The 12,243-nt window shown below is 57.2% G+C and carries 12 protein-coding genes; 5 read left to right on the plus strand and 7 right to left on the minus strand.

Annotation, left to right across the window (positions count from 1 at the left end):
* Positions 1-23 precede the first annotated feature (23 nt).
* From uhpT to nepI, 4 genes are all read left to right on the plus strand, one after another.
* Positions 24-1,415, plus strand: coding sequence for a hexose-6-phosphate:phosphate antiporter (gene uhpT, locus ACQG1K_RS00185; RefSeq protein ID WP_023298970.1), 1,392 nt, complete (start codon positions 24-26; stop codon positions 1,413-1,415).
* A 161-nt stretch (positions 1,416-1,576) separates the two neighbouring features.
* Positions 1,577-2,581: an alpha/beta fold hydrolase gene (locus ACQG1K_RS00190; protein ID WP_367076631.1), complete on the plus strand. Its 1,005-nt coding sequence runs from the start codon at positions 1,577-1,579 to the stop codon at positions 2,579-2,581.
* A gap of 151 nt (positions 2,582-2,732) precedes the next feature.
* A complete protein-coding gene (locus ACQG1K_RS00195; protein ID WP_014830062.1) occupies positions 2,733-3,185 on the plus strand; it encodes a DUF1198 domain-containing protein in 453 nt (150 codons plus the stop codon).
* 100 nt (positions 3,186-3,285) lie between these two features.
* A complete protein-coding gene (nepI, locus tag ACQG1K_RS00200; protein ID WP_426720976.1) occupies positions 3,286-4,476 on the plus strand; it encodes a purine ribonucleoside efflux pump NepI in 1,191 nt (396 codons plus the stop codon).
* 215 nt (positions 4,477-4,691) lie between these two features.
* On the opposite strand, the gene ACQG1K_RS00205 is transcribed toward nepI, so the two are convergent.
* From ACQG1K_RS00205 to ACQG1K_RS00230, 6 genes are all read right to left on the minus strand, one after another.
* Positions 4,692-5,597, minus strand: a complete 906-nt coding sequence (locus ACQG1K_RS00205; protein WP_023298973.1) for an EamA family transporter — start codon at positions 5,595-5,597, stop codon at positions 4,692-4,694.
* A gap of 147 nt (positions 5,598-5,744) precedes the next feature.
* Complete coding sequence (locus ACQG1K_RS00210) at positions 5,745-7,124, minus strand: carbohydrate porin (protein ID WP_126314396.1); 1,380 nt, start codon at positions 7,122-7,124, stop codon at positions 5,745-5,747.
* 138 nt (positions 7,125-7,262) lie between these two features.
* Positions 7,263-7,565, minus strand: a complete 303-nt coding sequence (locus ACQG1K_RS00215; RefSeq protein WP_014168006.1) for a PTS lactose/cellobiose transporter subunit IIA — start codon at positions 7,563-7,565, stop codon at positions 7,263-7,265.
* A 5-nt stretch (positions 7,566-7,570) separates the two neighbouring features.
* Positions 7,571-8,947: a glycoside hydrolase family 1 protein gene (locus ACQG1K_RS00220; protein ID WP_367075522.1), complete on the minus strand. Its 1,377-nt coding sequence runs from the start codon at positions 8,945-8,947 to the stop codon at positions 7,571-7,573.
* 17 nt (positions 8,948-8,964) lie between these two features.
* Positions 8,965-10,290 carry a PTS sugar transporter subunit IIC gene (locus ACQG1K_RS00225; RefSeq protein WP_063841687.1) on the minus strand — a complete coding sequence of 442 codons (1,326 nt, stop codon included), beginning with the start codon at positions 10,288-10,290 and terminating at the stop codon, positions 8,965-8,967.
* A gap of 11 nt (positions 10,291-10,301) precedes the next feature.
* Positions 10,302-10,616 carry a PTS sugar transporter subunit IIB gene (locus tag ACQG1K_RS00230; protein WP_003861034.1) on the minus strand — a complete coding sequence of 105 codons (315 nt, stop codon included), beginning with the start codon at positions 10,614-10,616 and terminating at the stop codon, positions 10,302-10,304.
* A 293-nt stretch (positions 10,617-10,909) separates the two neighbouring features.
* On the opposite strand from ACQG1K_RS00230, the gene ACQG1K_RS00235 reads away from it, so the two are divergent.
* Positions 10,910-11,860, plus strand: coding sequence for a LacI family DNA-binding transcriptional regulator (locus ACQG1K_RS00235; protein WP_022646566.1), 951 nt, complete (start codon positions 10,910-10,912; stop codon positions 11,858-11,860).
* Between the two features lie 50 nt (positions 11,861-11,910).
* Here ACQG1K_RS00235 and ACQG1K_RS00240 read toward each other — a convergent pair whose 3' ends face one another.
* Positions 11,911-12,207, minus strand: coding sequence for a YicS family protein (locus tag ACQG1K_RS00240; RefSeq protein WP_108368038.1), 297 nt, complete (start codon positions 12,205-12,207; stop codon positions 11,911-11,913).
* Between the last annotated feature and the right edge of the window lie 36 nt (positions 12,208-12,243).

Here is a 12,243-nt window from a genome sequence, read left to right on the forward strand (position 1 = left end):
ATCAGCTCAGGAGTAACTCAGTCATGCTGGCCTTCTTAAATCAGGTGCGCAAGCCGACCCTGGATCTGCCGCTCGACGTGCGGCGCAAAATGTGGTTCAAACCGTTCATGCAGTCCTATCTGGTGGTCTTCATCGGCTACCTGACTATGTACCTGATCCGCAAAAACTTTAACATCGCGCAGAACGACATGATCTCCACCTACGGGCTGAGCATGACGCAGTTGGGGATGATTGGCCTGGGCTTCTCCATCACCTATGGCGTGGGGAAAACCGTTGTTTCCTACTATGCGGACGGCAAAAACACCAAGCAGTTCCTGCCGTTTATGCTGATCCTCTCTGCCATCTGTATGCTCGGCTTCAGCGCCAGCATGGGCGCGGGCTCCGTCAGCCTGTTCCTGATGATCGCCTTTTACGCCCTGAGCGGTTTCTTCCAGAGCACCGGAGGGTCGTGCAGCTACTCCACCATCACCAAATGGACGCCGCGCCGCAAGCGGGGGTCGTACCTCGGCATGTGGAACATCTCCCACAACCTCGGCGGAGCGGGTGCGGCAGGCGTGGCGCTGTTCGGCGCGAACTACCTGTTCGACGGTCACGTCATCGGCATGTTTATCTTCCCGTCGATTATTGCCCTGATTGTTGGCTTTATCGGCCTGCGCTACGGCAGCGATTCTCCGGAATCGTACGGCCTCGGCAAAGCCGAAGAGCTGTTCGGGGAAGAGATCAGCGAAGAGGACAAAGAGACCGAAGAAAACGAGATGTCCAAATGGCAGATCTTTGTTGAGTACGTGCTGAAAAACAAAGTGATATGGCTGCTCTGTTTCTCGAACATCTTCCTGTACGTGGTGCGCATTGGTATCGACCAGTGGTCCACCGTGTATGCCTTCCAGGAGCTGAAGCTTTCTAAAGAAGTGGCGATTCAGGGCTTCACCCTGTTTGAAGTGGGCGCGCTGGTCGGCACGCTGCTGTGGGGATGGCTCTCCGACCTCGCCAATGGCCGCCGCGCGCTGGTGGCCTGCGTCGCGCTGGCGCTGATTATCGCCACCCTTGGCGTCTACCAGCACGCCAGCAACCAGTACATTTACCTGGCGTCCCTGTTCGCGCTCGGCTTCCTGGTGTTTGGTCCGCAATTACTGATCGGTGTGGCGGCAGTGGGCTTCGTCCCGAAAAAAGCGATCGGCGCCGCCGATGGGATTAAGGGCACCTTCGCCTACCTGATCGGCGACAGCTTCGCCAAGCTGGGCCTGGGGATGATCGCCGACGGCACGCCGATTTTCGGCCTTACCGGCTGGGCGGGCACCTTCGCCGCGCTGGATGCCGCCGCGATTGGCTGTATCGTCCTGATGGCGATGGTTGCGGTGCTGGAAGAGCGTAAGATCCGCCGTGAGAATCGTGCGCAGAAATTAAAAGTAGCCTGAGTGTGCAGGTAACTTCTTTGCCCGGTGTGTGATGCCGGGCTTTTTTATTTTGCACGGCCTACCTTTACTCCGCTTTACACACTCGCTCCTCTCTATGCTCTACAGTGTTTTTGCTGCCGCCTTTCGTGCAGCCTTAGCCCTTTTGCTAACGGAGAGCTTGCATGTTAACCCGACGATTGTCCTGCCTGGCGCTGCTGATAGCGCTGGCGTCCCCCGCAATGGCCGCAGATGCCCCCACCTACGGTGAGAAGCTGGAAGGTTTTGACTACGGCTGGCCGGTAAAACACTTTACCTTTACCTCGCAGAACCAGCCTCTGGATATGGCTTACCTGGACGTGAAACCGGAAAAACCCAACGGCCGCACCGTGGTGCTGATGCACGGCAAAAACTTCTGTGCTGGCACCTGGGACGGCACTATCCGCGCGCTGTCGGCCGGTGGGTATCGCGTGATCGCCCCTGACCAGATTGGTTTTTGTAAATCCACCAAGCCGGAGCATTACCAGTACACCTTCCAGCAGCTGGCGGATAACACCCACGCGCTGCTGAAAACGCTGGGCGTCGAGCGCGTGACGGTTATAGGACATTCGACCGGCGGCATGCTGGCAACCCGCTATGCGTTGATGTGGCCGCAGCAGGTGGAGCAGCTGGTGATGGTGAACCCGATTGGCCTGGAAGACTGGAAAGCGCGCGGCGTGCCGCATATTACGGTCGACCAGTGGTACCAGCGCGAGCTGAAAGTCAGCGCCGACGGTATTCGTCAGTACGAGAAAAATACCTACTACGCCGGGGAGTGGAAGCCGGAGTACGAGCGCTGGGTCACCATGCTCGCCGGGCTGAACAACGGGCCGGGTAAAGCGCGCGTGGCGTGGAACTCGGCGCTGCTCTATGACATGATTTATACCCAGCCGGTTGTCTATGAATTTAGCGAGCTGAAGATGCCGGTATTATTGATGATCGGTACGAAGGACAATACCGCCATCGGGAAAGATCTCGCCCCACCGGAGATCCGCAAGACGCTCGGCAATTACGCGGTGCTGGGCAAAGAGACGGCGAACCGCATTCCGCACGCGACGCTGGTCGAGTTTAACGACATGGGCCACGCGCCGCAGATGCAGGATCCTGAACGTTTCCACGACGCGCTGCTGAAAGGGCTTCAGGCGCGCTGACGGGTCTCCAGCAACAGCCCGCGCAGCCACGCCTGCGCGGGATTGCTTTCATCGCAATTATCCAGCTTTTTTCGGTTCACTATTCTGGCCGTTCCCGCTGTTGACGCGCTGCGTTTCCCGCTATGATGGGCGGCTAGTCTAAGGAGAACGCATGGTCTGGATAATGCTGGCAACGCTTGCCGTGGTATTTGTGGTTGGATTTCGTGTCCTGACCTCAGACTCCCGCCGCGCCATCAAACGTTTAAGCGAGCGGCTGGGCATCACCCCGATGCCGGTCGAGTCGATGATCGATCAGTTCGGTAAAACGCCGGGCAATGAGTTTATCCGCTACCTTGAGCGCCCCGACGAGGCACATCTGCAAAATGCGGCGCAGGTGCTGCTCATCTGGCAGGTCTGCATTGTCGACGGCAGTGAAGAGAATCTGCATACCTGGCACCGTATGCTGCGTAAAGCCCGCCTTGCCGCACCCATTACCGATGCGCAAATTCGACTGGCACTTGGCTTTATGCGCGAAATGGAGCCCGATCCGCAGGAGCTGAACGCCTTCCAGCTGCGCTATAACCAGCTATTTCTGCCGGAAGAAGGTGTGTTTTATCTGCACTGATCCCCTCTAAAACCACAAAAGTTGTCAAATCGTTAAATCCGTCACACTTTTGATGATAAACTGCGCGACTTTTCCGCACGTTTTAATCTCAGGTGATGCCATGACAGAACATATCCAGCCCACGACTCCGCCGCAGGCCAAAGAGGTGTCTCGCCCCAACTGGTCGGCGGTTTTCTCCGTGGCGTTCTGCGTCGCCTGCCTGATCACCGTTGAGTTTCTGCCGGTCAGCCTGCTGACGCCGATGGCGCAGGATCTGGGCATTTCCGAAGGCGTGGCGGGGCAGTCCGTTACCGTCACCGCCTTTGTGGCGATGTTCGCCAGCCTGTTTATCACCCAGGCGATTGGCACCATTGACCGTCGTAAAGTGGTCATTCTGTTCAGCGTGCTGCTGACGCTCTCCTGCCTGCTGGTCTCTTTCGCTGAAAGCTTCACCCTGCTGCTGCTGGGTCGCGCCTGCCTGGGGCTGGGGTTAGGCGGCTTCTGGGCGATGTCGGCCTCGCTGACCATGCGCCTGGTGCCCGCGCGCACCGTGCCAAAAGCGCTGTCCGTTATCTTCGGCGCGGTCTCTATTGCGCTGGTGATTGCCGCGCCGCTGGGCAGCTTCCTTGGTGGGATTATCGGCTGGCGTAACGTCTTTAACGCGGCGGCAGTGATGGGCGTGCTGTGCATTATCTGGGTGTGGAAAGCGCTACCGTCTCTGCCGGGTGAAGCGGCGCACCACAAACAGAACATGTTCGCGCTGCTCAAGCGTCCGGGCGTGCTGGCGGGGATGACCGCCATCTTCATGGCCTTTGCCGGGCAGTTTGCCTTCTTTACCTATATTCGCCCGGTGTATATGACCATGGCGGGCTTTGACGTGGATGGCCTGACGCTGGTGCTGCTGAGCTTCGGTATCGCCAGCTTCGTCGGCACCTCACTGTCGTCTCAGTTCCTGAAACGCTCCCTGAAGGTGGCGCTGGCGGGTGCGCCGCTGGTGCTGGCGATCAGTGCCGCGGTGCTGGTGCTGTGGGGCAGCGACAAGTGGGTCGCATCGGCGATTGCGATTGTCTGGGGCTTTGCCTTTGCACTGGTGCCGGTGGGCTGGTCGACGTGGATCACCCGCTCGCTTGCCGATCAGGCGGAAAAAGCCGGGTCGATTCAGGTGGCGGTGATCCAGCTGGCGAACACCTGCGGCGCGGCGGTGGGCGGCGTAGCGCTCGACCATCTGGGGCTGACGTCACCGCTGGTGATCTCCGGTATGCTGATGCTGCTGACCGCGCTGCTGGTGGCGGGGAAGGTGAAGGCGAAGTAGTCAATTCTCCCCTCACCCTAACCCTCTCCCCGCAGGGGAGAGGGGACTGCTCGGTGCTGTCTTTTCACTCTCGCCCCTTTGGGGAGAGGGGACTGCTCGGTGCTGTCTTTTCACTCTCGCCCCTTTGGGGAGAGGGCCGGGGAGAGGGGACTGCTCGGTGCTGTCTTTTCACCCTCGCCCCTTTGGGGAGAGGGCCGGGGTGAGGGGACATTCGCTTACGCCGATGCCTTAACCCTTCTGCGTGAATCCATCGAAATCAACACCACCGACGACACAATCAGCAGCGTTCCCAGCCAGTCCGGCAGGGTGAATGCCACCCCCAGCAAAACCACCGACAGCAGCGCGCTGCTCAGGGGTTCGGCGCAGCTCAAAATGCTTGCCTTCGGCCCGCCGATCATCTGCGCGCCCTTCAGATACAGGCTGAACGTCAGCGCGGTGCCAATCACCACCAGGTAGAAAAACGCCAGCAGCAGGCCGCCGTCAATGGCGAAGGTGGTGCCGCGTCCGGCGTAGAACGGCGTCAGCATTAGTCCCGCAATCAACATACTCCAGCCGACAATCGGCAGCGTGCCGTAGCGGGCGATAAGCGTTGATGGATAGGTGGTGTAAAACGCCGCAGCAAACGCCGAGGCGATACCGAAGAACAGTGCGGCAGGCGAGATGGAGAGCGACGTCGGGTCGCCGTGGGTCACCAGCAGGAAGGTACCCACAAGCGATGTCAAAATCGCCGACAGGACAAACATGCCGGGACGCTTCTTCCGCGCCAGGGCGAACCACGCCACGATGATGGTTGGCGACAGGAACTGAAGCACGGTGGCCGTAGCGGCGTTGGATTTTTCAATCGTCAGCAGGAAGGTGAGCTGCACGGTGAGCGCGCCAACCAGTGAGAAAAACAGCAGGCTGAGGGCGTCCTTGCGGTTTTTGATGACCGAGAAAATCTTGTCGCCGTGAACGAAGGAGAGCGTCAGCAGGATCACGCCGGTAAACAGCAGGCGAACCATGGTCAGGTAAGGTGAAGAAATGTGGCTTTTCTCCATGATGTACTGCGCGCAAACCCCGGAACTGCCCCATAAAACGGCGGCGATCAGGACGTTGAGCATCCCTTTGCGTGTGGAACCCATGTTCTCCCCTGTTATGTTGTCGTTAATTGGCCAACAGCATAGCATGGTTGTGTGCGGCCTGATGCCCTCACCCCGGCCCTCTCCCACGGGGAGAGGGGGAAAACCGTAGGCCGGGTAAGCGTAGCGCCACCCGGCATGTTGTTGACCTTAGAACCACGCCTCCCACATCGCGCCGACGTTGAAGTCGTCCAGCGTCTCATCTTTGGTGTTGTTCACGCGCGCGGTGCGTTCGTTGTCCACTTTGCCGCCGGTCACGTAGAAGCGCAGCATCGGACGGAACTCCGGCCCCATGGCGATAGACATGTTCTGCGACAGGGTCAGCTTCCAGCCCTTGTTGTCGCCGCCGTTGTCGTAATCTACGTGCTGCCAGCCCGCTTCCAGCCAGGTGGAGTGAACGTCGTTCCACCAGTGCATCGGGCGCACGATGGCGTTGTAGTTCTTACGGTTGTCGGTGTCATCACGGCTGTTGTCATAGTCGTGGAAGGCGAGGATGTACTCCACCTGCGTGGCCTGGGTGAATTTATACAGCCCTTCGAAGCTGGCGTAGACCGTGGTCAGATCTTCGGTTTTGTTGAACACGCTGTTGTCCGAATTATCGGAGTAGCGGGCGATCACCTTGTTCACGCCGCTATCGTTGGTGTGGCTCAGCACCACGCCGCCCTGCCAGGCGTTCAGACGCTCGTCGCTCTCAACGGCTTTGGAGTCAAAACCGTAGTTGGCGTACAGCTCCAGGTCGATCGGGCCGAGCTTCATGCCGTGGATTTTTGAGGTGGCAGCGTAGTTGCCCTTGTCACCCGTGCCGGAGCCGCCGGTACAGGTGATGCGCGACGGGTTGGCTTCATCTTCCATCACTTCCGGGCTACAGGATTCCACCGCCGCCACGGCAGCCACGTCGAACTGCATGCCGCCGATGTCGAAGTTCTTCACCCCGGCGCCCTGGCCATCGTGGTTCATCCAGAAGTAATCGTTGATGCCCTGCTGCGGACGCTGGTGGAAGTCACGACCGGCCCAGAAGTAGGCGTTCGGGTTGGAGGCCATAATGTTGGTCACCCCGGCGTAAGCTTTTTTGAGGTTAACTTCGTCGCCCCAGTGGTCGATCATCACGTTGATGTCCCAGATGGCGCCGTTATCACCCTTGAAGGCCTTGGAGAGCTGGAATTCCCCGCCGTTGCCTTCGTTACCCAGACGACCAATCGCGGACGCGCCGTTGTAGGAGCCGTCCACCGCCACATACTTCTGGTCAGCGGCCTGGAAGTGCGCGCCGTAGCGGGCGTAGCCGGTAAATTTGATGCCAAACGGAATCGCCATGTCCGGGGATTGCGCTGCGCTCTGCGGCTCGGTGATGACGTCCGCTTTTTTCGCGACCGCCGCATCCATTTTCGCCTGACGCTCGGCCAGGGCTTTATCCACCGCTTTCGCCACAATGGCGTCAATTTGCTCCTGCGTAAATTCTTGCGCGAGCACGGAAATTGGACAAAGCGCGGCGATAACCGCCATGGTTAATGGAAGTTTTTTAATCGTATTCATGGTTATCTCAATATAGTTTAATTTTATTCAGACAATAACCATCCCGCTCCGATCTGACAGAATATGTCGCTATCATCAGAACAAGTGGATTTCTAGTTTTAGGTACAGAGGTATTACATTAATTTATTTCGCCATAGACTATCTCTGATATAAATGAATAATCTCTTCAGATAATTCACGCGCTAATAGCGAATTCATTAAATGATCCTGCGCGTGCACCATAATTAAGGTCATCGGCTGGCGGGCTTCGCCCGCGTCCTGCTCGATCAGTTTGGTCTGCATCTTGTGTGCCTGGCGCGCGTAGCCATCGGCTTCACGCAGCAGGCTTTTGGCTTCGTCAAGGTTGCCCTGGCGCGCCGCATGCAGCGCTTCGAAGCACAGGCTGCGGGACTGACCGGCGTTGACGATAATTTCCATTACGGCTTCTTCTAATGCGATCATCATTTTTACTCTTTATCAAAGCAATTATTTAAGGCGGTAGCGGCAAACCACTCTCCGCTTTTTTTAATGGTGCGCTGCTGCGTCTCCAAATCGAGCTGAATAAAACCGTAGCGGTTTTTATAGGCATTGCACCACGACCAGTTATCAATAAACGTCCACATATGGTAGCCAAGGCAATTGCAGCCTTCGCTAATACCTTTATGCAGCCACGCTAAATGCTCAGAAATAAATTCGATGCGGTACCGATCGTTTATCTGACCGTTTTCAATAAAGCGCTGCTCGTTTTCGACACCCATCCCGTTTTCAGAAATAAAACAGCGGGGGTTGCCGTAATTGTCGCGCAGGTTAACCAGAATATCGTAAATACCCGGCTCGTAAATTTCCCAGCCGCGGTACGGATTCATCTTGCGGCCCGGCATCTCGTAGCTATCAAAGAACCACTCCGGCATAAACGGCGCCTGCGGGTTCACCGCGCTGTCGCGACACTTCACGCGGCGCGGTTGATAGTAGTTAACGCCGAGCAGGTCGATTTTCCCTTCCGCAATCAGGAAACCGTCTTCCGGCTTGCAGGCGGGTAGCTGAACGTAAGATTTCAGCAATGCCACCAGGTCGGCCGGATACTCCCCGCGCAGCACCGGGTCGAGGAAGCTGCGGTTAAACATCAGATCCGCGATATGCGCCGCCTTCACGTCCGCCGGGTTCTGCGAACGCGGGTATGACGGCGTCAGGTTCAGCACGATGCCGATCTCCCCCGCGTAATGCCCGGCGCGGTAAGCCTGAACGGCCTTCGCATGGGCCAGCACCGTGTGATACGCCACGGTCGCCGCCCGACGAAAATCCACCACGTTCGGGTAATGGAAATCGTACAGATAACCGCCTTCCACCGGCACGATCGGCTCGTTGAAGGTAAACCAGTGCAGCACGCGGTCGCCAAACAGCTCGAAGCAGATCTGCGCATAGCGGGCGTAGGCGTCCACTACGTCACGGTTTTCCCAGCCGCCTATCTCCTGCATCGCCATCGGCATGTCGAAATGGAACAGGGTGATAAACGGCGTGATGCCCTGTTCATTCAGCTCATCAATGACCTGATTATAAAAATCGACCGCGTCCGGGTTCACTTCACCGATACCGTCGGGGATCAGGCGCGCCCAGCTAATCGAGGTGCGAAAGCTGTTGTGGTTCAGCTGCTTCAACAGCTGAATGTCCGTTTTCCAGTGCTGATAAAACGTGGAGGTGTGCTGCGGTCCCACGCCGTTGTGAAAACGGTTCGGCTCGCGGGCAAACCAGTAGTCCCACGTGGTTTCACCCTCTCGTGTCCCTTCCGTCTGGAGAGCGGAGCTTGCGCTGCCCCACCAGAAGTTATCGGGAAATGCGTATTTCATGACCCTTCCTCTTTGACTTAATTGCTAACTGTTTCAGCGGAGCCGACGGTTGCCTGGGCTTTCTGCTCTTCATTTTTGATGAGCGTACGCTCATAGGCGCGCAGGAACGGCAGGTACATCAGCGCCGACATCACCATGCAGACCAGGCACATCACCACCGGGCTCAGCGCCCAGTTCGCCGCCCACGAGGCGCCAATCGGCGCGGGCGTGGTCCACGGGGTTAACGAAACCACCTGGGCCAGCCAGCCGAGTTTGGTTGCGCCGTACGCCAGGCAGGCATTGACCAGCGGAACAAACACGAACGGGATAAACAGCATCGGGTTCATGATGATCGGCGCGCCGAACAGAATCGGTTCGTTGATGTTAAAGAAGCTTGGCACAACGCCCATTTTGCCGATGGTGCGCAGGTGAGTGGCGCGGCTGCGCAGCAGCAGGAACGCCAGCGGCAGGGTCGAGCCTACGCCGCCAATCAGCAGGTAGTGATCCCAGAAACCTTGCAGATAAACGTGCGGCAGCGCCGCGCCCGCCGCCAGCGCCGCCTGGTTTGCAGAGAGGTTCGCCATCCAGAACGGGTTCATGATGCCGGTGACAATCAGCGACCCGTGGATACCGGCAAACCAGAAGATCTGGCACAGCAGAACGGAGAGCAGAATCGCGGGCAGCGAGTCAGACGCGGACACCAGCGGCTCCAGCAGGTGCATAATCGCCTGCGGGATGATCATCCCGGTCTGCGCTTCAATGAACAGGTTCAGCGGATGCAGGGTACCAATCACCACCATCACCGGGATCAGGATCTCAAACGAACGCGCCACGCCGGTCGGCACCTCTTTCGGCAGGCGGATGGTGACGTTGTTCTGCTTCAGCCACGCGTACACACGGGTGGAGTAGATCGCGGTGATAAGCGCAGTGAAGATGCCCTGACCCGACAGATACTGCGTCGAAATTTTGCCGTCGGCATACGGCGCGGCGACCAGCAGGAAGGCCATAAAGGCCAGCAGACCGGACATCACCGGATCGAGGTTAAACTGACGTCCCAGGCTCGCCCCAATCCCCACCGAGATGAAGAAGGTCATGACGCCCATGCTGAGGTTAAAGGGCAGCATCAGCTGTTCGCGGTAGGTCTCGGAGAAATCCAGCCAGCCGCGGGCGAAGCTGTTGGTGGTATCCGCCGAAAACGGCGGGAAGATAAACACCAGCATAAACGAGCCGATGATCATAAACGGCAGCGCGGCGGTAAAGCCGTCGCGGATGGCAATCACATACTTTTGCTGACCGAGCTTCGCGGCCAGCGGCGTAATTGACTGTTCAATCACCGCGACCATGGATTGATATAACGAACTCATGTGAACACCTTTTAGTGTGCCGCTTCGATGAGCGACAGAGCATAGTCCAGTACTTTATCGCCACGCTGCATGCCGTAATCCATCATGTCGATGGGCTGCACCGGTATGCCTTGCGTCGCTGCCTTGTCTGAGAGCGTCTTTAACATGTATTTCACTTGCGGTCCGAGAAGCACCACCTGATAGTGCGGAAACTGCGTATCAAATTCGGATACGCCATACGCATCTATCTTCACGGGCAAGCCCCGTTCTTTTGCAACATCGATCATTTTGCTGACCAGCAGGCTGGTGGACATCCCGGCAGAGCAGCACAGCATAATCTTGAACATCGACGACCATCCTCAAAATGTAAAAAGTTATTGCGATGATGATTGGACATGATACGGAAACCGGTTTCCATTCATAAAAGACAGAAGTGTGACAACCATCAATATCCACTACTTATGACGCTAATTAACCGGATGTGGGTCACATAATTTGGCTGTTTTGACATCAAATTGAGTGGAAACGGAAAATCGGTTTCCATGGAAAACGGAAACGGATATACTCCGTTCTGGCTATAATGTGAGCCGTAGCGGTGATGGAAATTACAGACGCCAGTTGCGTCTGACAGGGGAGAAAGATGTCTACAATCAACGATGTATCGCGTCTGGCCGGGGTGTCCAAAGCCACGGTATCACGGGTGTTGAGCGGGTCGCGTGGCGTTAAAGAAGCCAGCCGACAGGCTGTTCTGAGAGCGGTGGATGAGCTGAACTATCGTCCCAACGTGATCGCCCAGTCGCTGCTCAGCCAGTCGACGGGCTGCATTGGGGTGATTTGCGCGCAGGAGAACATTAACCAGACCACCGGTTACCTGTACGCGCTGGAAAAACACCTCAGCCAGCATCAAAAACATCTGCTGCTGCGTTTCGCACACACGAAAACAGAAGTGATGAACGCCCTTGAAGAACTCTCCTGCGGCTTATGTGATGACATTCTGGTGATTGGCGCGCGTTTCCCGCTGGACGTGGACATGGACAACGTCATTCTGGTCGACTGTATGGAAGCCGATAACGCCAACAGCATTCAGTTCGATCACGCGTTCGCGGCTGAAACGGCCTGCAACTATCTCACCAGCCAGGGGCGTCGCCAGATAGCACTGATCCACCCGCACGGCAGCGGCTTTGCCGATCAGGTGCTGCTGGGTTACAAACATGCGCTGGAGAAAAACTTCCTGCCCTTTAATCGCAACCTCGTGTTTATGGACGCGACTTCATCGTCCGTTGCGCTTCAGGAATTACTCAACAACGCGTCCACGCTGAACTTCAACGCGCTGCTGGTGGCAGACGAGCAGGAAGCCCAGCGGGTGATCCCGCAGTTACAGGCGTTTAATAAATCGGTACCGGAAGACATCATGGTCTTCAGCCTCGGCGGTTCGCTGCATCTGCCGGGTATTCCGGTGATCCCGGCGATTGAATATTCCATGGACGCCATGGCGGCGCGCATCGTGAGCTGGCTGACGGCGAAAACGCAGATGCTCGGGTCCTACGTTCTGCGTGGGGATTTGATTATTCCGGATGTGCGGAAGCGTTAAACATGTGATGTAGGCCGGGTAAGGCGCAGCCGCCACCCGGCGCTCAACCCTCAGTAATCTTCCATACAATCCACCTGACTTACTGCATCCCAGTAGGCGTCCAGGTTGTCACGCTTCACGGCGGTGATGGCATTTTTGATCAGCAGCTGATTGGCCTCAGACGACAAAATCATCGCCTGCCAGGCCTTATCGCTCTGCTTTTTCTGCGGGGTACAGGTTTTCTTCACATCTTTCAGGACCTGCTGTTTCATCTGGGCCTCTTTCTCCGGAGCGCTCTTCTCCAGCGCGTGAACAAACGCAGCGAAAATCAGGCAAACGAGCAGGCAAACCAGGTGTGCAGATTTCATTGAGACCTCCGGTAAAGTCACAGGCTTTCCCTGAAA

The organism is Enterobacter cloacae complex sp. 402C9 (assembly GCF_050030745.1).
In the GTDB taxonomy this organism is placed as follows: Bacteria; Pseudomonadota; Gammaproteobacteria; order Enterobacterales; family Enterobacteriaceae; genus Enterobacter; species Enterobacter intestinihominis.

Excerpts from the sequence above, each read along its gene's own strand:
- uhpT (WP_023298970.1), top strand. The coding sequence starts at position 24 with ATGCTGGCCTTCTTAAATCAGGTGCGCAAGCCGACCCTGGATCTGCCG.
- ACQG1K_RS00190 (WP_367076631.1), top strand. The coding sequence starts at position 1,577 with ATGTTAACCCGACGATTGTCCTGCCTGGCGCTGCTGATAGCGCTGGCG.
- ACQG1K_RS00195 (WP_014830062.1), top strand. The coding sequence starts at position 2,733 with ATGGTCTGGATAATGCTGGCAACGCTTGCCGTGGTATTTGTGGTTGGA.
- nepI (WP_426720976.1), top strand. The coding sequence starts at position 3,286 with ATGACAGAACATATCCAGCCCACGACTCCGCCGCAGGCCAAAGAGGTG.
- ACQG1K_RS00205 (WP_023298973.1), bottom strand. The coding sequence starts at position 5,597 with ATGGGTTCCACACGCAAAGGGATGCTCAACGTCCTGATCGCCGCCGTT.
- ACQG1K_RS00210 (WP_126314396.1), bottom strand. The coding sequence starts at position 7,124 with ATGAATACGATTAAAAAACTTCCATTAACCATGGCGGTTATCGCCGCG.
- ACQG1K_RS00215 (WP_014168006.1), bottom strand. The coding sequence starts at position 7,565 with ATGATCGCATTAGAAGAAGCCGTAATGGAAATTATCGTCAACGCCGGT.
- ACQG1K_RS00220 (WP_367075522.1), bottom strand. The coding sequence starts at position 8,947 with ATGAAATACGCATTTCCCGATAACTTCTGGTGGGGCAGCGCAAGCTCC.
- ACQG1K_RS00225 (WP_063841687.1), bottom strand. The coding sequence starts at position 10,290 with ATGAGTTCGTTATATCAATCCATGGTCGCGGTGATTGAACAGTCAATT.
- ACQG1K_RS00230 (WP_003861034.1), bottom strand. The coding sequence starts at position 10,616 with ATGTTCAAGATTATGCTGTGCTGCTCTGCCGGGATGTCCACCAGCCTG.
- ACQG1K_RS00235 (WP_022646566.1), top strand. The coding sequence starts at position 10,910 with ATGTCTACAATCAACGATGTATCGCGTCTGGCCGGGGTGTCCAAAGCC.
- ACQG1K_RS00240 (WP_108368038.1), bottom strand. The coding sequence starts at position 12,207 with ATGAAATCTGCACACCTGGTTTGCCTGCTCGTTTGCCTGATTTTCGCT.